Here is a 22,747-nt window from a genome sequence, read left to right as displayed (position 1 = left end):
CACAGATGGTCATGTGCAACGCGCACCGCCAGACCCGTTAACCATACATTGGGATGATGTTACCGTCCGCGCGGCGCGCACTATCCCCGGCCGTCATGGGCCGGCCCGGTGGGCGCGCCCGGCCCGTCAAGCAGGCCGGCAAGTTTGCCCGCCCGGATCATGAAGCGATGCATGTCGAGGGTGGCCAGCGCCAGCAGGCAGCCGCCGGCGAGGCGCATCAGATCGCGTGCGAACGGGGTGGAGCGCCCATACTTGCGGCGCACATAGAGTTCCGAACGCTTCTTGTAGCGATTGATGGCGAAGGTGGCGGCCCAGGAAGAGGTGCTGGATTTCCCGCCGCTGTGGGACACCTGCGCGCCCGGCACCACGACGATCGGCAGGTCGCGCGCCAGCGCCCGCAGGGCGAGGTCGTCGTCCTCGTGATACAGGAAAATCTGCTCGTCGAACCCGCCGAGGTCGAGGAACTCCTGGCGCTTCATGAGAAAGGCGGCGCCGTGCACGAACCGCGTGCAATAATCGCCCGCGATCTCCTCCGCCTTCAGCCGCGCGCCGCGCGCCACAGGCTCGAGAATCGAGCCTTCCTTGCGCATCGGCCGGCCGGTATCACCGAGGATGGACGGCATGATGATCGCCGGGCCATAGGCCCGTTCCGCCGCCACTAGGCGCTCCAGCGCGCCCGGCGCCAAGGCCGCATCGGGATTGAGGAAGAAGACGTATTCGCCCCGCGCGGCGCGCGCGCCTTCATTGCAGGCGGTGCCGAAGCCGAGGTTGCGCGGCAATGCGATCAGCCGGGCGGGACGCGCGAGGCCGTCCATGAAGCCGGTGCCCCGCGGGCTCGCATTGTCCACCACGATCACCTCGCACCCTTCGGGCACCGAGGCGATGGCACGGCCGATCACCGCGCCGCTGTTGTAGGAGACCAGGATCACGCTCACCGGCGGCGCATCATTGGCCTCAGTGTCGGTCAAGGTCATCGGTCCTCCGCAGGGCGCTTGGCCCATGTGTGGGCGCTTTGCCCATCTGTGGTAGCACTCCCGCGCGGCGGCTCCAACGCGGCCTGACGCGCACCGTGCGGGCGCGGGGCCTTTCATCGCGCGCCGCGCTCCGTTAGAAGGCCATCGACCATGGCCGTGCACGAACCAGACCAGACGCTCCGCCGCCATTTCTTCTTCGTGGCGGGCTTCGATCCCATGAGCGCGGAAGGCCATCACAAGGTCTTCACCCGCGAGATCGCCCGATTCGCCAAGGTGTGGAACGTCGAGACCGGCTGCGATCACGCCATCGCGCCCACCTCGACCGGCGCCACATGGAATGCCCACGCCACGGGTCCCGGCTGGTCCACGCAGACCCGGTTCGAGCTGCTCGCCTGGGATGAATTCGTGCGTGCCGACATGGCGCGCAGCCGCTGGTCGCACATTCTCGGCACGACCCGGGCGCTCGCGGACATGATCGCCAGCGGCACGGTGGTGCGCTATTTCCGCCTCAGCCACCGCTACGGCATCTTCTTCGTGCTGACCTATGTGGTGCTGCTCGCCATCACGGCCGCAGCCCTCGCCGCCGGCTATGGCGCGGCCTATTTTTCCGCCACGCCGCTCGGCCCCATCCCGGCGCTCATCCTCGGCGCGATCGCCACCGCCGGCGTTTTCTTCGGCCTCATGGCGACGCTGGGCAAGCGGCTGCGGCTCAAGCAATCGCTGGATCTTGCGGAATTCTCGGTGGATTACGCGCGCGGCCGGCATCCCGACATCGATGCGCGGGTCGCCGCCTTCGCGGCACGGGTGCGCGAGGTGGCGCGCAAGGGCGGCGTGGATGAGATCGTCATCGCCGGCCACAGCCTCGGCGCCATGCATGTGGTGAGCCTCATGGCGCAGGTGCTGGCGCGCGACCCGAAATTCGGCACGCGCATGCCGATCCGCCTGCTCACGCTCGGCTCCACCACCGCGAAATTCGCTTTGCATCCCGCCGGCACCCGCCTGCGGGCGGCGGCGCACAAGGTGCATGCCGCGCCGGCCGTGGGCTGGGCGGAATTCCAGGCACGCGACGACATCGTCAGCTTCTACAAGGTCAATCCGGTCACGCTCGGCCACGCCGGCAACGCCGACGGGCGGCGCCGGCCGTTCGTGCGGCAGATCACCATTCGCGGCCTGCTGACGCCCAAGACCTATGCCCGCTTCCGCTTCGACGTGATGCGGCTGCACTGCCAGTTCTTCCTCGCGAACGACCGCAAGGCGCCCTACGATTTTTACGCCTTCATTTGCGCGCCGGTGACTTTCGACGAGATGGTGCGGCAGATGGAGGGGCCGATGGCGATCTTCGCGCCGGACGGCGCGCTCATTCCGCTGGCCCAGCGGCAATCCACGGCGGTGGGCGGCGCGGCCCCGGCCAAGGCGGCCGAACCGGCCGCCGCGTCCGCCGGCCCCGCACAGCCGCCGGCGCGCGCCAAGGCGCATCCCAGATCCGGCGGCCGCGCCCGGCAATATCCCAAAAACAGGAGCAGGAAGCGCCCATGAGCACGCTCGCCATCGCGAAACTGGCCTGGGCGCTCGGCGTCATCGCCTGGTACGTCATCCGCATGCCGTTCGAGCGCAAGGCGCGCAAGGCGCGGGTGGCCGACCGGCGCCATCGCACGACGCGGGAACTGGTGCTGCTGTCCATCTCCACGCTCGGGCTCGGCATCATTCCGGCGATCTATGCGGCGACCGGCTTTCCCCGCGCGCTCGGCTATGCCCCCTCCCCGCTTCAGGTGGCGGCCGGCATCGCCGTGTTCGCGGTGTCGCTCTGGCTGTTCTGGCGCACCCATCGCGATCTCGGCCGCAACTGGTCGGTGACGCTGGAGATCAAGGACGCGCACCAGCTCGTAACCTCGGGCGTCTATGCGCAGGTGCGCCACCCCATGTATTCCGCGTTTTTCCTATGGGCGGTGGCGCAGGCGCTGCTGCTGCCGAACCTGCTGGCCGGATTTTCCGGCCTGGTGGGCTTCGGCATCCTTTTCTTTTTCCGGGTCGGCCAGGAAGAGGCAATGATGCGCGAGACCTTCGGCGCGCAATATGACGCCTATTGCGCCCGCACCAAGCGCATCATCCCCGGGCTCTACTGAAAAGAACAAAGCCCGCACACGGCGCGGCGCGCGATTCGGACACGCTGTGTTCCCCGCGCGTTCGGCCCGAGGGGTGGCGTGTGTCCCGCCCTGGCACAGCTCAGCCCGGATCGAGCGGCGCCGTGCCGCTCGGGCGGCCGTCGGAATCGCGGGTGATGGTCTCGACCCGCGCCTCGGCCTCCTTCAGCAGCGCGTCGCATCGGGCCTTCAGCGCCTCGCCGCGCTCATAGATGGCGATGCTTTCCTCCAGGGGCACGTCGCCGCGCTCCAGGCGCTGCACGATGCCCTCCAGCTCGGCGAGCGCCATTTCGAAGGAGAGGGTCGCGACCGCCGGGCCGGCGCTGGCGCCTTTGGCCTGCGGGGTTGTCTTGGGAGCATCGGCCATGGGCTTTCCTTTTTGCGTGCGGGCATCGGAGGCGGACCGGCCGCGCCGATTCCTCGGGTCGTTTGCGCGCACCATAGCCGAGCCGGACGCGAGGCTTAAGCGCCGTTCGGGCAGGCCGGGGTGGCCTGAGGGCTTCGCCTTTGCTAGAAGCCGCGCGAACACTTGAGCCCTATCCGGACCGCGGCGGACGAATTTCATGCCCTCCAAGGCGCAAAGCCGATTTCCCGAGCGCACAGGCCGCGCCCTGGACGATGCCCTTCTCGCGCGTTACGAGGCCGCCGGCTTCGTGCGCATCGACACGCCCATTCTCCAGCCGGCGGACGTGTTCCTGGACCTTTCGGGCGAATCCATCCGCCGCCAGCTCTATCTCACCACCGATATGGACGGCCAGGAACTGTGCCTGCGGCCGGATCTGACCATTCCCGTGGCGCGGCAGGTGCTCCAGTCCGGCGCGCCGCTGCCGACCTTCGTGAGCTATCTCGGCCCGGTGTTCCGCTTTCGCGGCGAAAGCAGCGGCGAGTTCCGCCATGCCGGCGTCGAATCCTTCGGCCGCACGGATCTTGAGGCGGCGGACGCGGAGATTCTCGCCCTCGGCCTGGAAACCTGCGCCATCTACAATGTGCCGGACCCGGCGATCCGCCTCGGCGACGTCGCCCTGTTCGCGGCGTTGCTGGAAGCCCTGCCCCTGCCCCCGGCGTGGCGGCGGCGGCTGCTGAAGGATTTCGGCCAGAGCAGCCTGGACGCCGACCTGACCCGCCTCAACGCCGAGCGCACGACCAATGGCGCGAGCCATGCCGGCGTGCTGAATGCGCTCACCGGCTCGGATCCGGAAGGTGCGCGCGCGCTGATCACCGACCTGCTCTCCATCGCCGGCATCACCACGGTGGGCGGCCGCAGCGTTTCGGAGATCGCCGAGCGGTTCCTGGAACAGGCCTCGCTCGACGCGGGCAACGGCCTGTCGTCGGAAACGGCGGTGATTCTCGGACGCTATCTCGACATCAAGGGCAATCCGGACGAGGCTTCGGCCCGCCTGCGGGCGCTGGCGAAGGATGCCGGCATCGCGCTCGACGCTGCGCTCGACGCGTTCGACCGGCGCGCCGGCTTCATCAGCGCTCACGGCATCGCCCTGGCCGACATCCAGTTCTCGGCCGCCTTCGGCCGGCCGCTCGATTATTACAGCGGCATGGTGTTCGAACTGCACGACCCGCACGGGCGCGTGGACGGCCCGCTGGTGGCGGGCGGACGCTACGACCGGTTGCTGGAGCGGCTCGGCGGCGGCGCGGTGGTTCCCGCCGTGGGCCTCGCCGCATGGGTGGAGCGTCTCGCGCAGCTGGATCATGCAGCGATGGACCAGGCCGCGACGCGCCCGGCCGATGGGGAGGCGGGACGATGAGCGACACCTTGATTCTCGCCGTTCCCTCCAAGGGCCGGCTGCAAGAGAACGTGCAGGCCTTCTTCGCCCGCGCCGGCATGCCGCTGCTGCAGGCGCGCGGCGCCCGCGACTATCGCGGCGCCATCGGCGGGGTTGAGAATGTGGAGGTCGCCTATCTCTCGGCGTCCGAGATCGCGGCCGCCCTCGCCGCCGGCACCGCCCATGTTGGCGTCACGGGCGAGGATCTGGTGCGCGAGAACATCTCCCACGCCGACACCCGCGTCGCCCTGCTGGAGAAGCTCGGCTTCGGCCATGCCAATGTGGTGGTCGCGGTGCCTCAGGCCTGGATCGACGTGCGCAGCATGGACGACCTGGACGATGTGGCGAGCCATTTTCACAGCCGCACCGGCCGGCGCATCCGCGTCGCGACCAAATATGTGAACCTCACCCGCGCCTTCTTCGCCCGGCACGGCATCGTCGATTACCGCATCGTGGAAAGCGCGGGCGCGACCGAGGGCACGCCGGCCGCCGGCAGCGCCGAATTGATCGTCGACATCACCACCACCGGGGCCACCTTGTCCGCCAATGCGCTGAAGGTGGTGGACGACGGGGTGATGCTGCGCTCGGAGGCCAATCTGGTCGCCTCCCTCACCGCGCCCTGGAATGCCGGGACGCGCGCGGTCGCCCGCGCCATCTTCGACCGCATGGCGGCGGAAAAGCGCGCCCGCACCATGCGGGAGGTGCGCACCCGTTTCAGCAGCTGCGATGCCGACCTCGTGGCCAAGGCGGTGGAGCTGTTCCGCTGCGTCGCCCCATTCGGCGGGCCGACCTCCTCGGGCATGCTGACCCTGCACTGCCCGCCGGATACGCTGCATGGCCTTGCCACCTTTCTGCGCGCCAAGGGCGCCAGCATGGTGACGGTCGGGGCGCTGGAATATGTGTTTGCTTCCGACAACCCGCTCTACGAGGCGCTGGAAGCGCGGCTCGCCTCAAGCTGAGGTCCGCGCGCTTTTGCGCAAATCCATGCTGAAACGTCGGGAAAGCCGTCTTATAAGCCTGAGCCGGGCGCACGCGCGTCCGATCCCGTTTTGGAGCTCAGCCTCATGACACGTCCCGCCAAGCGTATCGCAGTGACCGGAGCCGCCGGCCAGATTTGCTACTCCCTGCTGTTCCGTCTTGCGCACGGCGACGTGTTCGGCGCCGACCAGCCGGTGGTGCTGCAGCTGCTCGACCTGCCGCAGGCCCAGGCCGCCGTCGGCGGCGTGGTGATGGAACTGGAAGACTGCGCGTTCCCGCTGCTCGCCGGCGTCACCATCACCGACGATCCGAAGGTCGCCTTCCGCGACGTGGATGCCGCCATCCTGGTGGGCTCGCGCCCCCGCTCGAAGGGCATGGAGCGGCGCGACCTGCTGCTGGCCAATGGCGAGATCTTCAAGGTGCAGGGCCGGGCCCTGAACGAAGCGGCCAGCCGCGATGCCCGCGTGCTGGTGGTCGGAAATCCCGCCAACACCAATGCCGCCATTCTGGCCCAGAACGCGCCGGACTTCCCGCGCGAGAACATCAACGCGATGCTCCGCCTGGATCACAACCGCGCCCTCTCCCAGCTCGCCGCCAAGGCCGGCGTCGAGGTCGCGAGCATCCAGAAGATGGCCGTGTGGGGCAACCATTCCCCCACCATGTTCGCCGACTGGCGCTTCGCCACCTCCGGCGGCAAGAGCCTGCCCGAGCTGATCAATGACGAGGCCTGGTATCGCGATACATTCATCCCCACCGTCGCCAAGCGCGGCACGGCGATCATCGAGGCGCGCGGCGCTTCCTCCGCCGCTTCCGCCGCGAACGCCGCCATCGACCACATGCACGACTGGTTCCAGGGCTCGAACGGCGACTGGGTCTCCATGGGCCTGCCGTCCGACGGCAGCTATGGCATTCCCGAAGGCGTCTATGCGGGCGTTCCCGCGATCTGCACCAACGGCAGCTATGAGCGCGTCACCGGCCTGCCGATCGACGATTTCGCCCGCAGCATGATCGACCGCACGGTCGCCGAGCTGACCGAGGAACTGGACGCGCTCAAGTCCTGAGTCGACCGAAAGCCCGAACGCAAAAAAAGGCGCGGCCGGCGGGGGAAACCCGCCGGCCGCGCCAGCTTCACTTAACGCAGGTGCGCCGACGCCATATTGGAGATTCGCCGCGTCCGCGCCTGATGAAAGGCCTGCCGCACCGCCTCCCCACGCTCCATGCGCTTGGCCATCGCGTTGAACGCGAGCCGCGCCGGCTCCTCGATGCGCGCATAGGTCAAGGCGGAAAGCGCCAGCACCGCGGCGAGCACGCCCGCCAGCACCGCATAGCTCTGCCAGAGGCCGCCGAGGTCGTAGAGCGTCTTCGCGTGCCCCTCCACCATCACCTCCTGCTCCAGAGCGAAGCCGGTGGCGCGCGCAATGGTCCAGGCGAGGAAGGCGGCGGCCATCAGCACCAATTGATGTGTCATGTAGATGGAATAGGACCAGCGCCCGAGCGCCGCGAACGGGCGCGCCCTCAACAGGCGGGAGACCGCCCCCTGTTCGCGGGCGAACACCAGCACGGCCGCGGCAAACGCCAGCGGCGCGGCAAGGCTGAGCGCCCGCACGGCATCCGGGCCATGGCTCGCGCGAATCACGAAAAGCGCCACGAGGGCGACGATGCCCACTTCCCACGCCGTCGCCAGCGGCAGGCGCCGGTCGCCCCATTTCTCATGCAGGCGGTAGGCGATGACGCCGGTGAAGAAGCCCGCGACGCACCGGAACAGGCCGAAATCCGCCGTCGAATTCATATAGGTGGGCGAGACCAGCGCCAGCAGGCCGATGCTGGCCACCACCAGCACGGCGGCCGCGAGGCTGAGGCGCCGCAGCGCCAGCACGCACACCGCGCCGAACAGGAGGTAGGTGTAGAATTCGGCGCCGATGCTCCAGCTCGGGGCGTTCCACGCCATGCCGTGCAGATCCACTGCATTGAGCAGCAGGGCATGGATGGGAATGGCGATGGCGGAATATTCGCTCGGGCCGAGGGTGAAGGTGAACCGATCCGGATGCGGCAGCACGTTCACCAGCGCGATGAACACGATGAAGAGCGCGAGCATGGCGGCATGCAGCGGCCAGAGGCGGCCAAAACGCCGCACCACGAAGGCGCGCCAGGACGGCGCATCTCCCAGGCGGTCGCGATACGCGTGACACACCACGAAGCCGCTGAGCACAAAGAAAAAGTCCACGAACAGAAATGCGTTCGAGACAATCGGCGTTGCCATGAGCGGAGAAACAAACACGAAACAGAAGTGGAATAGAACCACCAGTAGCGCGCAGATCCCACGCCAAGCATCCAGAGCTTCGAAGCGAACCATGAAATGTACCTCCGATGCTTGAAATCCGGAGGCAGGCCTAAGGTTCCCATGCGGAGAAGCCTTGGCTGAAATGCGGATACTTTGTGGTGATGGGCCGCAGAAATATTTCTACCTTTGCTGTTGCGAAAATTGGGAACCATCGCAGTTTCGCCACACCGCTCCCCGCCCCTTCCCCCCTACCGGACGACGGCCTAGTCTTCCCGCGCGCCGCAGGCGCCTTATTGTTGCTTGTCCCGGAGTGATCGATGCGTGAAGCCGAGCCCCAACCCGTGCGCCTGGCCGATTACCACCCGCCCGAATGGCTGGTGGATACCGTCGATCTCGATATTTCGCTGCATCCGACCGCGAGCCGCGTGGTCTCCCGCCTTGCCTTGCGCCGCAATCCGGCAGGCACCGCGGGGGCGCCCATCGTGCTGGATGGTGACGGGCTGACGCTGGTGCGTGTGGCGATCAACGGCACGCCGCTCGCCGGGGGCGCCTATGAGGCGACGCCCCAGGCGCTGGCGATTCCCGCCCCGCCGGCGGACCGCCTGATGCTGGAAATCGAAACGCTGGTGGATCCCACCGCGAACACCCAGCTCATGGGCCTGTTCCGCACCAGCGCGAACTATTGCACCCAGTGCGAGCCGGAGGGCTTTCGCCGCATCACCTATTTCCCGGACCGGTCCGACGTGCTCGCCGTCTATACGACCCGCATCGAGGCCGACAAAGACGAGGCGCCGGTTCTGCTCGGCAACGGCAATCTGGAGAAGAGCGGGCCGATTGCCGGCACCAATCGCCATTATGCCGTCTGGCACGATCCCTGGCCCAAGCCGAGCTATCTGTTCGCCTTGGTGGGCGGCAAACTCGACAAGGTGCCGAGCCATTTTGTCACCGCCTCCGGACGGCCGGTCGATCTCGGCATCTATGTGGAGCCCGGCAAGGCCGATCGCGCCGCCTATGCCATGGAGGCGCTGAAGCGCTCCATGCGCTGGGACGAGCAGGTGTTCGGCCGGGAATACGATCTCGACGTGTTCAACATCGTCGCCGTGTCGGATTTCAACATGGGCGCCATGGAGAACAAGGGCCTCAACGTCTTCAACGACAAATACGTGCTCGCCACGCCCGAGACCGCCACCGACGCCGACTATGCCAATATCGAGGCGATCATCGCCCACGAATATTTCCACAATTGGAGCGGCAATCGCATCACCTGCCGCGACTGGTTCCAGCTGTGCCTGAAGGAAGGCCTCACCGTCTTCCGCGACCAGGAATTCTCCTCCGATCAGCGCTCGCGCCCGGTGAAGCGCGTCGCCGACGTGCGCCTGCTAAAGGCGCAGCAATTCACCGAGGATGCCGGCCCGCTCTCCCATCCGGTGCGGCCGCAGGTGTATCGCGAGATCAACAATTTCTACACGGCGACCGTCTATGAAAAGGGCGCCGAAGTGGTGCGGATGCTGAAGACCCTGCTGGGCGAGGAGGGGTTCCGCGCCGGCATGGATCTCTATTTCACCCGGCACGACGGGCACGCCGCCACCATCGAGGATTTCCTGAAATGCTTCGCGGACGCGACGGGCCGCGATCTCGATGCTTTCGCGCTCTGGTATTCCCAGGCCGGCACCCCGAGGCTTGACGTGACCGGTACCTATGACGCCGCCGCCGGCACCTATCGCCTGGACGTCGCCCAATCGACCCCGCCGACGCCGGGCCAGAGCGAAAAGCAGCCGCTCGTCATTCCGCTGGCGCTCGGCCTCGTCGGCCCCAACGGCAGCGACATGCCGCTGGTTCTGGAGGACGGAACGAGCGTGGAAAACGGCGTGCTGGAAGTCACGGCCCCGCAACAGAGCTTTGTCTTCACCGGCATCGGCACGCGGCCCGTGGCCTCGCTCAATCGCGGGTTCTCGGCGCCGGTCAATCTGTCGTCCAACCTTACCAGCGACGATCTGGTGTTCCTGGCGGCCCACGACAGCGATCCGTTCAACCGCTTCGACGCCATCCAGGGGCTCGCCTTCGCCCTGCTGAAGGAGGGCGCCCGCACTGGTGTCCTACCGGACCCCAAGGCGCTGGTGGAAGCTGCCCGTCTGCTGCTGAGCGATCCGGCCCTTGATCCCGCCTTCAAGGCGCAGGCCCTGGCGCTGCCGGGGGAAGCCGAAGTGGCGCGGGAACTGGCGCGCAACGTCAATCCCGATGCCGTCTTCGCCGCCCGCAAAACGCTGCGCAAGGCCTTCGCCGAGGGCCTCAGCGACCTGTTCGCTGCGGCCTATTTGAGCCTTGCGACCTCCGGCCCCTATTCGCCCGACGCGGCCTCGGCCGGCCGCCGCGCGCTGCGCAATCTGAGCCTGGATTACCTCACCTTGCCCGGCACGCCGGAAGCGCTCGCCCGCGCCATGGCGCAGTTCGAGCGGGCGGACAACATGACCGACCGCTTCGCCGCCCTCGCGGTGCTGTCCCAGCACGACACACCCGAGCGCACGCAAGCCCTCGACGCCTTCTTCCGCCGGTTCGAGAACGACCCACTGGTGATCGACAAATGGCTGAGCCTGCAAGCCATGATTCCCGAAGCGGGAACGCTGGAGCGGGTGAAACGTCTGTCGCTGATGCCGTTCTTCTCCATGACCAATCCGAACCGCGTGCGCGCCCTCATCGGCGCGTTTGCCACCGGCAATGCGACCCAGTTCAACCGCGCCGACGGCGCAGGCTATGATTTCCTGGCAGAAGTCGTGCTGGGCCTCGACGGTACCAACCCGCAGGTGGCCTCGCGCATGCTGTCCGCCTTCAAGACCTGGCGGCAATTGGAAGAAGGCCGCGCCGCGCGGGCGGAAAAGGCGCTGCGACGGGTTGCCGAAACGCCCGGCCTGTCCGAAGATGTGGCCGACATTGCGATGAGATCGCTCGGGTAACGCAGAAATTATCGACAAAAACGGGATAATAAGCTGCGCAATTGGCTTATTATCCCGCCCACCGCAGAGGACTAGGTTTCCCGCATCAACACGCCGGCCCCGCCGGCTTCCCCATGCAGGAGACTTTCCATGCGCAATCTCACCCTTGCCGCTTTTGCCATCGGCGCGGCCCTTACTGTTTCCGGCGCCGCGAGCGCCGATGAATACGTCACGGCGCTGAACAAGGAAGCTTATGCGGTCGCGGCCGAATCCGCCCGCGAGGCGCCCGCCACCGACCCGTTCGCCGTTGCCCCGCTCGGCTATGCCGCGACCCCGACCGCCAGCCATCCGCTGAACGCGATCTTCCCGGCCCAGAATGCCCAGCCCACCACGATGAGCGCGGCTGATCGCGCCCAGCTGCACATCGGCAACCGGGGCATTGGCGGCGCGGCCGAGTGATCCCCATATAGCTTCAAAGGTCCGGACCGGGCGCGGTGCGCAGCAATGCGCGCCGCGCCCATTTCCGTTCGCAAGATGGAGCAACGCCGTGGCGCGCTTCGATGATATTGAGGTGTTCCTGCGGGTGGTGGAGCGCGGCAGCTTCAGCGCCGCCGCAACCCAGCTGGGCCTTCCCGCAACCTCCGTCAGCCGCAAGCTGAAGACGTTGGAAGACCGGCTCGGCGTGCAATTGCTCCACCGCACCACGCGCCGTGTCTGGCCGAGCGAAGCGGGGCAGGCCTATTACAACCAATGCGTGGACGCGATCGCGGTTCTGGACCGCGCCGAAGCGAGCGCCCGCGCTTTGACCAAGGAACCGGAAGGGCCGCTGAAGGTGCTCATCACCTATGCGCCGGCCATCCTGATCCTGGAGCCGGAAATTGCGACCTTCCGCGCCCGCTATCCCAAGGTGCAGCTCAACCTGACCCTCGACAATCACCCACTCGATCTGGCTGAGCATGGCTATGACGTGGCGGTGCGCCCGGGACCGGTGCGCGATTCCAGCTATCATGTGCGCTCGCTCGGCCTGCAGACGCTCAGCCTGCTCGCGAGCCCCGCCTATCTCGACCGCAAGGGGCGCCCATCCCATCCAAGCGAACTCGGCCTGCATGATCTGGTGGCGATCCGCAGCCGCCCGGGGCCGCTGCACTGGGATCTGGACGGTCCCGGCGGCCCGATAGATCTGCAGGTTCAGCCCGCGCTCGTCACCAACGACCCCATCATGGCCCTGCGGCAGACGCTGAGCGGAGCCGGCATCCTCATGATCTCGCGCTGCCTCGCCCGCCGGCGGGTGGAGGCGGGGGAGTTGGAGGTGGTTCTGCCGGACTGGCAGCGCCGCGAACCGCTGGAGACGGTCGCCCTGTTCCCGGCCCGTGCCACCCAGGATCTGAAGGTGCGGGTGTTCGTGGACTTCATGGTTGAAGCCTATTCGCGCTGGATCCGCCCGGCTGAATCCCCGCCCGTGACGCTCGCGGCGCAGCAGAGCGCACCCCGCACTCTCAACGCAGCTTGAGCGATACCGTGGAACAACGGCCGGCGGCGAAAAGAACCCGCGAATTGCGTGAATTTTTGCGGTCTTGACTCTCGCGGACTCTAGACAACACCCCCCCGATTCGAGTCCAATCGACCCCGATTCGGAGAGATGCGGCACGTCCCTCCAAGTCTTGTGAGGACGATAGGTCGAAGGGCGTGGCCGCCCTAAGACCGGACACCGGAGGAGGGGCCGGCGATGGCACGCGCCAACGCTGAGAGCGTCGGTGTGCGCGGTCATGCCATAGGTGGATTGGCAAAATCCGTAGCACGACCCGCCTACCAACGGCTTCTCGAAGCCGAGCCTTTTCTGCGCCGGATCGTCCCGGCGCTGATCATCACCTTCCTGGTCGTCATCGGCGTCGGCGCCGCTGTGCAGGTGCACAGCCACCGCCAAGCCGTGATCGACAACGCCAAGGATGACCTGAGTCTCCTCGCGCTCGCAACCGCCGAAGGGCTGAGCCAGCGCCTGGGCGGAAATCTCGCCCGGGTCGGACAGGCCTTGCAGGATTCCCTCCCGCCCCGCGCAACGCTGGGCGGGCGTCGCATTTATGTGACCGATCCGCAGGGCCGCATCCTCGCCTCAGCGCCCCAAGGCCTGCCGCCGGCGGCGAACCTTGCCGACGTGCTCGATCCCTCGCAGCCCCTCACGGTCTTCGCCGAGCGCGCCGGCGTGCTGGAAATCCCCTTCGGCGAAGACAGCGCGCTCGCCACCGTGCGGAACCTCAACCCGCCGCTCGGGCAGATCATCTACATGCAGCCCATGGCGCGGGCGCTCTCGACTTGGTCGGAAAGCACCACGCTGACGGTGACGCTGTTCACCACCACCGGCGCGGTGCTGCTCATCCTCGGCTTCTCCTTCCACTGGCAGGCAAGCCGGGCGCGCGAGGCGGACCACATCTACGACACCGTGCGCGTGCGCATCGACACCGCGCTCAATCGCGGCCGCTGCGGCATGTGGGATTGGGACATGGCGCGCGGCCGCATGTACTGGTCCGACACCATGTTCGAGATCCTCGGGCTGGACCGGCGCGACGACCTGCTCTCCTTCGGCGACATCGCCAAGCTCGTGCATCCCGACGACGTGAACCTCTACGAACTGGCCCAGGACCTCGCCGACCGTCCCGGCGCCTCCGTGGACCGGGTGTTCCGCATGCGCACCGCGCGCGGCGACTTCGTGTGGCTGCGCATGCGCGCCGAAGTGGTGCAGCAGGGCGGTGAGGACGGCCCGCACCTCATCGGCATCGCCATGGATGTCACCGAGGCCCAGCGCATGGCGGAACGCACGGTGACCGCCGACACCCGCCTGCGCGACGCCATCGAGAGCATCTCGGAAGCCTTCGTCCTGTGGGACAGCCAGAACCGCCTCGTGCTCTGCAATTCCAAGTTCCAGAGCCTGCATGAATTGCCGGACGATGCGATCCAGGTCGGCACCTCGTTCGACACCATCGCCACCGTCGGCCGCCACCCGGTCACGCGCACGCCGCTGAAGCCGGAGGACAAGCCGGAAGAAGGCTCGCGGGCGTTCGAGGCCCAGCTTTCCAACGGCCGCTGGCTGAAGATCGCCGAGCGTCGCACGAAGGACGGCGGCTACGTCTCGGTGGGCACCGACATCACCCCGCTCAAGCGCCATGAGGAACGCCTCATGGACAATGAGAAGCGCCTGATGGCGCTGGTCGCCGACCTGCGCAAATCCCAGCAGACCCTGGAGCTTCAGGCCCAGCAGCTGGCCGAGCTGGCGGAGAAATATTCGGAAGAGAAGAACCGCGCGGAGGACGCCAACCGCGCCAAGAGCGAGTTCATGGCCAATATGAGCCACGAACTGCGCACGCCGCTCAACGCCATCATCGGCTTCTCCGAGATCATGGAGAGCGGCATGTTCGGCCCGCTCGGCTCGGAAAAGTACGCGGAATATTGCGGCGACATCAAAGGTTCGGGCACCTACCTGCTGGACGTCATCAACGACATTCTCGATATGTCGAAGATCGAAGCCGGCCGCATGCAGCTGGAGCTGGAAGATGTGCGGCTCGACGAGATCGTCACTGACGCCCTGCGCGTTATGGCCCTCAAGGGACAGGAGAAGCAGATCTCCGTCACCGCCGAGGCCGGCGAGGGGCTCGCGGTGCGGGCGGACAAGCGGGCGCTCAAGCAGATCCTGCTGAACCTGCTCTCCAATGCGGTGAAGTTCACGCCGGAAGGCGGACGCATCGCCATCAAGGCGCGGGTGAACGGCGGGGCGGCGGTGATCGCCATCGAGGACAGCGGCATCGGCATCGCCAAGCACGCCCTCGCCAAGCTGGGCCGTCCGTTCGAGCAGGTGGAAAGCCAATTCACCAAGACCCACAAGGGCTCAGGCCTCGGGCTCGCGATCGCCAAGTCGCTGACCGAGCTGCACGGCGGGGCCATGCGCATTCGCTCGCAGGAAGGGGTGGGCACCACCGTCATCATCCGCCTGCCGCTGGATGGCGGCGCGGCCAATTCCAACGAGACGCCGCGCCTCACCTCGGTGGTGTGAGGCGCTACCCTCGCCCGAACACGGGGGTCACGCCACCGCCTGCTCCAGCACGCGCGTAAAAATCTCGCGCACCCGGTCTTGGGTTTCCCGCAGATGGGCGTTCAAGGTCGCGAAATCGGGCATCTCTCCGGCACGGGCCAGCAGGGCCTTCAGGGCCGGGCTCGCCTCGGCTGGAAGGAAATGGGTGTCCAGCGCCAGCCGCAGCACCTGCGTCAAATCCTGATAGAGCCGGCAGGCATTGGCGAGGAGATGAATGTCCTCCGCGGGCAACAGGTGCAGCTCGCCCGCCACCGCGATGATGCGCGCGGTCGCCGTGTCGACAATCTGCGGGTGGTCGGCGGCATGCACCAGCACCAGATATTGCGCTAGGAACTCCACATCCACCTGCCCGCCGAGGGCATGCTTGAGGTTCCAGCGGTCGGACTCGCCTTTCTCGGCGGCGATGGCGCCGCGCATGTCCAGGATGTCGCCGGCGATGCGGCGCGGATCGCGCGGCCGGGCCAGCACGTCGCGGATCACCCCTTCCACGCGCTTGCAGAATTCCGGATGCGCCGAGATCACGCGGGCGCGGGTCAGCGCCATGTGCTCCCAGGTCCAGGCCTCGTCCCGCTGATAATTCTCGAACGAGCGCAACCGCGTCGCCACCGGGCCGGAGCGCCCGGAGGGCCGCAGGCGCAGGTCCACGTCATAGAGCTTGCCGGCATTGGTCAGGCTGGTGAGGGCGGTGACCAGGCGCTGGGTGAAGCGGGCAAAATATTGCGCCCCGTGCAGCGGTCGCGGGCCATCGGACGCGGGGTCGGCATCCGGGTCGAAATCATAGAGCACGATGAGGTCGAGATCGGAGCCGGCGGTCATCTCCCGGCTGCCGAGCTTGCCCATGGAAAGCACAGCCGTCTCCGCCCCGGCGATGGTGCCGTGGGCCTCCTGGAACCGTGCCCAGACGCGCGCATGCAAGGCGCGGATGATGACTTCGGCAAGGCGCGCATAGGCCTCGCCCGCGCGCGCGGCCGGCAGCGTGCCGGAGGCGATGCGCACGCCGATGAGCACATGCTGTTCCTGGCGGAAACGGCGCGCGCGGTCGAGTTGCTCCTCGTCGCTGTGCGCCGTGTCGAGCAGGGTTTCCAGATGCTGCTCCAGGCTCGCTTGATCGGGCAGCTTGTTGAAGAAGGCCGGGTCCAGCAGAGCGTCGAGCAGCGAGGGCCGCCGCGCCAGCGTCTCGCCGAGGCGCGGCGCCACCGTGAGGATGGTGGCCAGCAGCCGCACCAGATCGGGATGGCGCTGCAAGGCGTGCATCAGGTGGCCGCCGGAGAGTTCGGCAAAGAAATTGTCGGCCGCGATCAGCGCCCCGTCGGGATCGCCGCCGCGCGACAATTGCTCCAGGAGCAGCGGCGCGATGCTGGCGAGCTGCCCGCGCGCCACGTCGGTGCGCAGCACGCGATGGCGCCCCGCCATCCAGCCGCGCACCACGGTGCTGGCGGCGGGCGGATCGCGGAAGCCGAGGCGGGCGAGCACCGCCAGGGTCTGGCGGTCGTCATGATCCACCGGGAACAGCAATTGCCCGTCCAGCACCGCCGGAGGCGGGCTGTCCTCGAACAATTGGGCGTAATGGTGCTGCACGCGCTTCAGGCGATCCACCAGTGCGGCGGCGAAGGCGTCGCGGGTCTGATAGCCCATGAAGCGCGCGAAGGCGCCGAGCGCATCGGTATGTTCCGGCAAGGTGTGTGTCTGGGCATCCGCCACCATCTGGATGCGGTGCTCCACCCGGCGCAGGAAGATGTAGGCCTCGGCCAGCTCGTCGCGCACGGCACCGGCGATCCAGAAATCGCGCACCAGCGCGTCGAGCGCCTCCAGCGTGCGGGAGGACCGCAGATTCGGATCGCGGCCGCCGGCGATGAGCTGCTGGGTCTGGACGAAGAATTCCACCTCGCGGATGCCACCGCGGCCGAGCTTCACATTGTGGCCTTCCACCGCCACCACGTCGTGCCCGCGAAACGCATGGATCTCGCGCTTCATGGCGTGCACGTCGGCGATGGCGCGATAGTCCAGCACGCGGCGCCAGACGAAGGGGGCAAGATCGGAGAGGAATTCGCGGCCCACCGCGAGGTCGCCCGCCACCGGGCGCGCCTTGATATAAGCGGCGCGCTCCCAGGTCGCGCCCTCGCGCTCGTAATAGGCGAGCGCGGCGGCGGTGGAGAGCGCCACCTGCGTGGAACCGGGGTCCGGCCGCAGGCGCAGGTCCACCCGCAGCACATAGCCGTCGCCGGTGCGCTCCTGGAGCATGCGCACCAGCGCGCGGGTGATTTTCACGAAGAAGGGGGAAGGCTCCACGCCCTCGGCGAGGGGCGCCACGTCGCGGTCGTAGACCACGATCAGGTCCACGTCGGAGGAATAGTTCAGCTCGCGTGCGCCGTGCTTGCCCATGGCGATCACGGCGAGGCCGCAGCCAATGGCCGGATGCGCAGGTTCGGGAGGCAGGAGCTTGCCGGCCGCAACCGCTTCCGCGAGCAGGAAATCCAGCGCCGCGCCGAGCGCCGTATCCGCCACGTCGGTGAGCGCACGCGTCACCTGCACCAGGTCCATGGCCCCGCCGATATCGGCCAAGGCGATGGTGAGCGCGGCTTCCGCCCGCATCTGGCGCAGCGCGGTCATCGCCTGCGCTTCGTCGGCGGCGTGCGTAACCGCCTGCCGGCAGGCTTCGGTCAGGGCGGCGATATGCGCGGCCGGCGCGCGCTCCAGCGCCCGCAGCAGCCGCCGGGGATCGGCGCGAATGAGGTCGTGCAGAAAGGGAGAGGATTCCGCGACGCCCAGCAGCACGTCACGCGCCCGCGGATAGTCCGCGAGGATCTGCGCGACCCGCGCGCGGCCGGCCGGGTCAAGGCCCTCCAGCGCATAGCCAAGCTTGATCTTTGCCGCCTCAGCATCGCAAAGCACAGGGCCTTCCCACATCGAGGCGGCAAGTGAGGCGGCGGCAATAGGGGGCGAAGCGGAGGAAGCGGACATTTGCCTCACTTAAAGGCATGAGGCTGTGCTTAAGCGCAAGCCCTTATGGCGTTTTCGCGGGCAAACGAAGCGTCGCGCGCAGCCCGGGTCCATTGTCGGAGAAGGCGAGACTGCCTCCATGCAGCCGCGCCACCGCCGAGACCAGGGAGAGGCCGAGACCGGAGCCGGGGCGCGAGCGGCTGGCATCCAACCGCACGAAACGCTCCACAACCCGTTCGCGATCCTGCGGCGCAATGCCCGGCCCGCGATCTCCAACCTCCAGCACCGCCTCTTCGCCCTCGCGCCGCAGGCTGACGCGGATTTCCCCCCGCGCACCGTCGGCGCCGCGGCCATATTTCAGCGCGTTGTCCACCAGATTGGCGAGCGCCTGGGCGAGCAGCTCGCGCATGCCGTGAACCTCCACCGGCTGCGCCTCCACCAGCAGGTCCATGCCCTGTTCGTCCGCCAGCGGCTCGTAAAGCTCGGCGACATTCTCGGCGATGGCGCCGAGGTCGAGGTCCACCATATTGTCCCGCGCCTGCCCGGCCTCGGCGCGCGCGATCATCAGCAGCGCGTCGAAGGTGCGCATGAGGGAATCGCTTTCCTCGATGGTGGCCTCAAGCGCCGCGCGCCATTCTTCTTCCGAATGGGCCCCGCGCAACGCCTCTTCCGCGCGGTTGCGCAAGCGCGTGAGCGGCGTCTTGAGATCGTGGGCGATGTTGTCGGAGACCTCCTTGAGGCCGACCATGAGCCCCTCGATGCGATCCAGCATGGTGTTGAGGCTCTGGGCGAGCCGGTCAAACTCGTCGCCGGTGCCGTCCACGGCCAGCCGGCCGGAAAGATCGCCGGCCATGATGGTCTCGGAGGTGGCGGTCATCGATTCGATGCGCTTGAGCACGCGCCGCGTCACGAAGATGCCGCCGGCAAGCCCCAGCACCAGGATCAGCACCAGCGCGCCCTGGGCCGGACGGACTACCAGCTGGCGCAGCGTGTCCCGCTCCTCGATGTCGCGTCCCACCAGCAGGCGGTAGCCGCCGGGCAGCTGGAACACCTGCACGAAGGCGAGAAATTCCTTCGCTCCCGGCTCATCGGAGCGGCGATAGGGCGTGATGCGCGTGCCCGGCTTGTCCAGCAGGCCGATGGGCAGGTCGGAGACGTTGGAAGCCATCACCTCGCCGGTGAAATTGGTCAGCAGATAGATCGAGGATCCCGGCCGGCGGGTGCGGCGGTCGATGACAATCACCAAGCGCTGGATGCCGCCCTGGCGATATTGCTCGGCGAGGAAGCGCACCTCGCCTTCCACATTCTCCGCGACTTGGCTCTCGATCAGTGCGCGCGTGTGCCACGCCACATAGGCGATCATGGCCACCGAGAAGAGCGCGAACACGACGAGATAAGCGGCCAGCAGCTTGAACGCCGTGGTGCGCACCAATTGCAGCATGTTGCGGGGCATCCGCATCGCGTCAGGCCGGCTGGAGGAAAGGGCGATGGCGCTCGGCCATCACCGCAGCCCGACCCGGATCATGTAGCCGGCGCCCCGCACCGTGTGCAGAAGCGGCACGTCGAAGCCCTTGTCGATCTTGGAGCGCAGGCGCGAGACATGCACGTCGATCACATTGGTTTGCGGATCGAAATGATAATCCCACACGTTTTCCAGCAGCATGGTGCGCGTCACCACCTGCCCGGCGTGGCGCATGAGATATTCCAGCAGGCGGAATTCGCGCGGCTGGAGGGGGATGTCCTTGCCGCCCCGGCTGACGCGATGGGCGAGCCGGTCCAGTTCCAGATCGCCGACCCGGTAGATGGTTTCCGCGGCCTGCGGCGCGCCGCGCCGGGAGAGGGCTTCCACGCGCGCCAGCAATTCGGTGAAGGCATAGGGCTTGGGCAGATAATCGTCGCCCCCGGCGCGCAGGCCCACCACCCGGTCGTCCACCTGCCCGAGGGCGGAGAGAATCAGCGCCGGGGTGGTGTCGCCGCGCCGCCGCAGGTCAGAGACGATGCTGAGGCCGTCCTTGAGCGGCAGCATGCGGTCCACCACCAGCACGTCGTATTTGCCGTCGAGGGCGAGGGCGAGCCCCTCCTCCCCGTCGCCGGCATGGTCCACCACATGACCGGCCTCGCGGAAAGCCTTGCGCAGATAGTCCGCCGCGTCGCGGTCGTCCTCGATGAGGAGCAGGCGCATGGAGAAGGTCAGACCTTGTTCGAGATTCGCGTCCATCTCATCCTAGCGCCGAAAGCGAGCCGGGGAACGGCCTGAAGGGGCCGCGCGAAGAGTGCCGAATAAAAACGCGGTGCGGGAAGCGCTGCAGCTTCCCGCACCGCGGGGACGGGAACGGCACTGGGTGACGGAAGGAACTACTCCGGTGCCGCCCCGAGGCGGCGGGCAGAGCCCGCCGTGAGGGTTGGGGAAGAGACGGTCAGCCCTTCGCCTTCGCGTCGATGGCGATGGCGACGAAGCGCACGCCCTGCTCGCTCTTCACCCGCATGAGCACCGCCTTGCGGTTCTCGGCCTTGGCGGCGGCGAGGCCGTCGCGCACGTCCTTGGGGTTGGAGACAGTCTTACCGCCCACGTCCAGGATCACGTCGCCGGACCGGATGCCGCGCTGGGCGGCCGGGCCGTTCGGCTCCACATCGGTAACGACCACGCCGTCCGAGCCAGCGCCCTTCACCGACTTGGCCGGGGCCAGCTGGAGGCCGAGGCGCGGCAGGCCGGTGCCGGCAGCCTCATCCCCGTCGTCCTGCTTGAGGCTCGCCTGCTGCTCGTTCGGGATCTGCTCCAGCGTGACGGCGACGTTGATCGGCTTGTTGTCGCGGATCACCGACAGGTCGACATTGGCGCCCGGCTTCATCATACCGATCTTCCGGGTCAGGTCGCGGGCGTCCTTGATGGTATCGCCGTTCACCTTCGCCACCACGTCGCCGCTCTTCAGGCCGGCCTTGGCGCCGGGGGTGCCGGGCTGAACCTGCGCCACCAGCGCGCCTTCCGACGTGCTCAGGCCGAGGCCCGAGGCGAGGTCGTCGGTCACCGGCTGGATCTGCACGCCGATATAGCCGCGCGCAACCTTGCCGCTGTCGCGGAGCTGGTTCACCACCGTCTTGACGGTCTCGGAGGGAATGGCGAAGGCGATGCCCACGTTGCCGCCCGAGGGAGAGACGATGGCGGTGTTCATGCCGATGACTTCGCCGTTGAGGCTGAAGGTCGGGCCACCCGAATTGCCGCGATTGATCGGCGCGTCGATCTGGATGAAGTCGTCATAGGGGCCGGAGCCGATATCGCGGCCGCGCGCCGAGACGATGCCCGCCGTCACCGTTCCGCCGAGGCCGAAGGGATTGCCGACCGCGATCACCCAATCGCCGACGCGGGGCGCGCCATCGGCGAGCTTCACCCACGGCAGGTCGGTCTTGCCTTCGATCTTCAGCAGAGCGACGTCGGTGCGGGAATCCGCGCCAATCACCTTGGCGGTATATTCCTTGCCGTCGGTGGTGGTCACGTCCACCTCGCTGGCGCCGTCCACCACGTGGTTGTTGGTCACCACATAGCCGTCGGCGGAGATGATGAAGCCCGAGCCCTGGCCGACCACGCGGCGCTCGCCCTTCTCGCCGCGATCGGCGCGCGGACGCATCGGCATCTGGCCCTGCGGGCCGCCCTGGCCTTCAAGGCCGAAGCGCTTCAGGAAACGCTCGATCTGCGGGGGCACGTCGCCGCCGAAGGGGCCTTCCTCGCCCATGGCCATTTCCTGGGCGTTGACGTCCTTCTTGACCTTCACCGAGACCACGGCGGGCGAAACCTTCTCGACCGTGTCGGCGAAGGAGAACGTGCCGGCGGGCTGGCTGGTGGTGATCTGCGCATTGGCCGGCATGGAATAGGGCGGGATGAACTGGCCGACCACGATGCCGGTGACGGCGAGGCCGAAGACGCCTCCGAGCAGAGCGGAGCGACGGCGACGGATGAGGGAGGACTTGCGCGGGAAGCCGGTCATGGGATCATTCGTCTCTCTTTTGTCTGCCCCCCGTGGGGCAAGGTCGAGAGCGAACATAAGGCGGGGAAACTTACAGCCGGCTGGCGGCTGGATTACCGATCCGTAAGGCGCGTCACGGCTGCGTGAGCTTCGTTAAGGAGCCGGTGCGCCGCGACGGGGCCGCCGATCAGCCTCCGGCCGGCGGCGCGGGAGGCGTCTGGGCGATGATGCGGCGCACCCGCTCTTCCTCGTCGGGCGTGAGCGGCACAAGGGCGGGCGTCGCCCGGCGGCGGCGCTGGATCGCCAGATAAGCGGCAAGCCCCCCTGCCCCCAGCACCAGCAGCGGCGCGCCCCACAGCAGGGCGTTGCGCCAGGAGAGCGCGGGGCGCATCAGCACGAACTCGCCATAGCGCGCCACCAGGAAATCGAGCACCTGCCGGTCGCTGTCGCCGGCTTTCAGCCGGTCGCGCACGAGGATGCGCAGATCCTTCGCGAGCGGCGCGTCGCTGTCGTCGATGGACTGGTTCTGGCAGACCATGCAGCGCAGTTCCTTGGAGAGCTCGCGCGCCCGCGCCTCCAAAGCCGGATCGCCCAGCACCTCGTCCGGCTGCACGGCGAATGCCGGAGGGGCGCCAAGCGATAGGGCCAGCGTGAGGAGGAGAAGGGCGGACAGGCGGCGCAGCAT

The 22,747-nt window shown here is 67.7% G+C and carries 17 protein-coding genes; 9 read left to right on the top strand and 8 right to left on the bottom strand.

Annotation, left to right across the window (positions count from 1 at the left end):
* Positions 1-80 precede the first annotated feature (80 nt).
* Positions 81-974: a glycosyltransferase family 2 protein gene (locus tag V5F68_RS05840; RefSeq protein ID WP_394013691.1), complete on the bottom strand. Its 894-nt coding sequence runs from the start codon at positions 972-974 to the stop codon at positions 81-83.
* 150 nt (positions 975-1,124) lie between these two features.
* Here V5F68_RS05840 and V5F68_RS05835 point away from each other — a divergent pair, with 150 nt between their 5' ends.
* The gene (locus V5F68_RS05835; RefSeq protein ID WP_394013690.1) at positions 1,125-2,510 is read left to right on the top strand and encodes a hypothetical protein; all 1,386 of its coding nucleotides are present in this window, start codon (positions 1,125-1,127) and stop codon (positions 2,508-2,510) included.
* Positions 2,507-3,097, top strand: coding sequence for a protein-S-isoprenylcysteine O-methyltransferase (locus tag V5F68_RS05830; protein ID WP_394013689.1), 591 nt, complete (start codon positions 2,507-2,509; stop codon positions 3,095-3,097). Before V5F68_RS05835 ends, V5F68_RS05830 begins: the two co-directional genes overlap by 4 nt.
* A 100-nt stretch (positions 3,098-3,197) precedes the next feature.
* On the opposite strand, the gene V5F68_RS05825 is transcribed toward V5F68_RS05830, so the two are convergent.
* Positions 3,198-3,482: an exodeoxyribonuclease VII small subunit gene (locus V5F68_RS05825; RefSeq protein WP_394013688.1), complete on the bottom strand. Its 285-nt coding sequence runs from the start codon at positions 3,480-3,482 to the stop codon at positions 3,198-3,200.
* A gap of 196 nt (positions 3,483-3,678) precedes the next feature.
* Here V5F68_RS05825 and V5F68_RS05820 point away from each other — a divergent pair, with 196 nt between their 5' ends.
* The 3 genes from V5F68_RS05820 to V5F68_RS05810 all read left to right on the top strand — a co-directional run bounded on the left by V5F68_RS05820 (position 3,679) and on the right by V5F68_RS05810 (position 6,932).
* On the top strand, positions 3,679-4,875 hold the full coding sequence (locus V5F68_RS05820; RefSeq protein ID WP_394013687.1) for an ATP phosphoribosyltransferase regulatory subunit: 1,197 nt from the start codon (positions 3,679-3,681) through the stop codon (positions 4,873-4,875).
* Positions 4,872-5,852 carry an ATP phosphoribosyltransferase gene (gene hisG / locus V5F68_RS05815; RefSeq protein ID WP_394013686.1) on the top strand — a complete coding sequence of 327 codons (981 nt, stop codon included), beginning with the start codon at positions 4,872-4,874 and terminating at the stop codon, positions 5,850-5,852. The genes V5F68_RS05820 and hisG overlap by 4 nt, the downstream gene beginning before the upstream one ends.
* 105 nt (positions 5,853-5,957) lie before the next feature.
* On the top strand, positions 5,958-6,932 hold the full coding sequence (locus V5F68_RS05810; RefSeq protein WP_394013685.1) for a malate dehydrogenase: 975 nt from the start codon (positions 5,958-5,960) through the stop codon (positions 6,930-6,932).
* A 71-nt stretch (positions 6,933-7,003) separates the two neighbouring features.
* On the opposite strand, the gene V5F68_RS05805 is transcribed toward V5F68_RS05810, so the two are convergent.
* On the bottom strand, positions 7,004-8,224 hold the full coding sequence (locus V5F68_RS05805) for an acyltransferase family protein (RefSeq protein WP_394013684.1): 1,221 nt from the start codon (positions 8,222-8,224) through the stop codon (positions 7,004-7,006).
* 245 nt (positions 8,225-8,469) lie between these two features.
* On the opposite strand from V5F68_RS05805, the gene pepN reads away from it, so the two are divergent.
* From pepN to V5F68_RS05785, 4 genes are all read left to right on the top strand, one after another.
* A complete protein-coding gene (gene pepN, locus V5F68_RS05800; protein ID WP_394013683.1) occupies positions 8,470-11,103 on the top strand; it encodes an aminopeptidase N in 2,634 nt (877 codons plus the stop codon).
* 129 nt (positions 11,104-11,232) lie between these two features.
* Positions 11,233-11,541 carry a hypothetical protein gene (locus V5F68_RS05795; RefSeq protein WP_394013682.1) on the top strand — a complete coding sequence of 103 codons (309 nt, stop codon included), beginning with the start codon at positions 11,233-11,235 and terminating at the stop codon, positions 11,539-11,541.
* An 88-nt stretch (positions 11,542-11,629) separates the two neighbouring features.
* Positions 11,630-12,592, top strand: a complete 963-nt coding sequence (locus V5F68_RS05790) for a LysR family transcriptional regulator (RefSeq protein ID WP_394013681.1) — start codon at positions 11,630-11,632, stop codon at positions 12,590-12,592.
* A gap of 216 nt (positions 12,593-12,808) precedes the next feature.
* The gene (locus V5F68_RS05785) at positions 12,809-15,124 is read left to right on the top strand and encodes an ATP-binding protein (protein WP_348846121.1); all 2,316 of its coding nucleotides are present in this window, start codon (positions 12,809-12,811) and stop codon (positions 15,122-15,124) included.
* 27 nt (positions 15,125-15,151) lie between these two features.
* On the opposite strand, the gene V5F68_RS05780 is transcribed toward V5F68_RS05785, so the two are convergent.
* The 5 genes from V5F68_RS05780 to V5F68_RS05760 form a co-directional block, all read right to left on the bottom strand.
* Entirely contained in the window at positions 15,152-18,124 is a 2,973-nt protein-coding gene (locus tag V5F68_RS05780) for a bifunctional [glutamine synthetase] adenylyltransferase/[glutamine synthetase]-adenylyl-L-tyrosine phosphorylase (RefSeq protein WP_394013680.1), read from the bottom strand.
* A 43-nt stretch (positions 18,125-18,167) separates the two neighbouring features.
* On the bottom strand, positions 18,168-19,556 hold the full coding sequence (locus tag V5F68_RS05775) for an ATP-binding protein (RefSeq protein WP_394013679.1): 1,389 nt from the start codon (positions 19,554-19,556) through the stop codon (positions 18,168-18,170).
* A gap of 48 nt (positions 19,557-19,604) precedes the next feature.
* The gene (locus V5F68_RS05770) at positions 19,605-20,321 is read right to left on the bottom strand and encodes a response regulator transcription factor (RefSeq protein WP_348846118.1); all 717 of its coding nucleotides are present in this window, start codon (positions 20,319-20,321) and stop codon (positions 19,605-19,607) included.
* Between the two features lie 199 nt (positions 20,322-20,520).
* Positions 20,521-22,083: a Do family serine endopeptidase gene (locus V5F68_RS05765; protein ID WP_394013678.1), complete on the bottom strand. Its 1,563-nt coding sequence runs from the start codon at positions 22,081-22,083 to the stop codon at positions 20,521-20,523.
* Positions 22,084-22,249: 166 nt separating this feature from the next.
* Positions 22,250-22,744 (bottom strand): cytochrome c-type biogenesis protein, encoded by a 495-nt coding sequence (locus V5F68_RS05760; RefSeq protein WP_394013991.1) that lies wholly within the window; start codon positions 22,742-22,744, stop codon positions 22,250-22,252.
* Between the last annotated feature and the right edge of the window lie 3 nt (positions 22,745-22,747).

The sequence above is a fragment of the Roseixanthobacter pseudopolyaromaticivorans genome (genome assembly GCF_043195145.2).
Classification (GTDB): domain Bacteria; phylum Pseudomonadota; class Alphaproteobacteria; order Rhizobiales; family Xanthobacteraceae; genus NCEH01.
This window is presented reverse-complemented; position numbering and strand designations above follow the sequence as displayed.

Bases quoted from the DNA above. Each gene is read 5' to 3' on its own strand.
- V5F68_RS05805 (WP_394013684.1), bottom strand. From the start codon at position 8,224: ATGGTTCGCTTCGAAGCTCTGGATGCTTGGCGTGGGATCTGCGCGCTA.
- V5F68_RS05775 (WP_394013679.1), bottom strand. From the start codon at position 19,556: ATGCCCCGCAACATGCTGCAATTGGTGCGCACCACGGCGTTCAAGCTG.
- V5F68_RS05810 (WP_394013685.1), top strand. From the start codon at position 5,958: ATGACACGTCCCGCCAAGCGTATCGCAGTGACCGGAGCCGCCGGCCAG.
- V5F68_RS05765 (WP_394013678.1), bottom strand. From the start codon at position 22,083: ATGACCGGCTTCCCGCGCAAGTCCTCCCTCATCCGTCGCCGTCGCTCC.
- V5F68_RS05770 (WP_348846118.1), bottom strand. From the start codon at position 20,321: ATGGACGCGAATCTCGAACAAGGTCTGACCTTCTCCATGCGCCTGCTC.
- V5F68_RS05840 (WP_394013691.1), bottom strand. From the start codon at position 974: ATGACCTTGACCGACACTGAGGCCAATGATGCGCCGCCGGTGAGCGTG.
- V5F68_RS05835 (WP_394013690.1), top strand. From the start codon at position 1,125: ATGGCCGTGCACGAACCAGACCAGACGCTCCGCCGCCATTTCTTCTTC.
- hisG (WP_394013686.1), top strand. From the start codon at position 4,872: ATGAGCGACACCTTGATTCTCGCCGTTCCCTCCAAGGGCCGGCTGCAA.
- V5F68_RS05785 (WP_348846121.1), top strand. From the start codon at position 12,809: ATGGCACGCGCCAACGCTGAGAGCGTCGGTGTGCGCGGTCATGCCATA.
- V5F68_RS05825 (WP_394013688.1), bottom strand. From the start codon at position 3,482: ATGGCCGATGCTCCCAAGACAACCCCGCAGGCCAAAGGCGCCAGCGCC.
- V5F68_RS05820 (WP_394013687.1), top strand. From the start codon at position 3,679: ATGCCCTCCAAGGCGCAAAGCCGATTTCCCGAGCGCACAGGCCGCGCC.
- V5F68_RS05830 (WP_394013689.1), top strand. From the start codon at position 2,507: ATGAGCACGCTCGCCATCGCGAAACTGGCCTGGGCGCTCGGCGTCATC.
- V5F68_RS05795 (WP_394013682.1), top strand. From the start codon at position 11,233: ATGCGCAATCTCACCCTTGCCGCTTTTGCCATCGGCGCGGCCCTTACT.
- pepN (WP_394013683.1), top strand. From the start codon at position 8,470: ATGCGTGAAGCCGAGCCCCAACCCGTGCGCCTGGCCGATTACCACCCG.
- V5F68_RS05780 (WP_394013680.1), bottom strand. From the start codon at position 18,124: ATGTCCGCTTCCTCCGCTTCGCCCCCTATTGCCGCCGCCTCACTTGCC.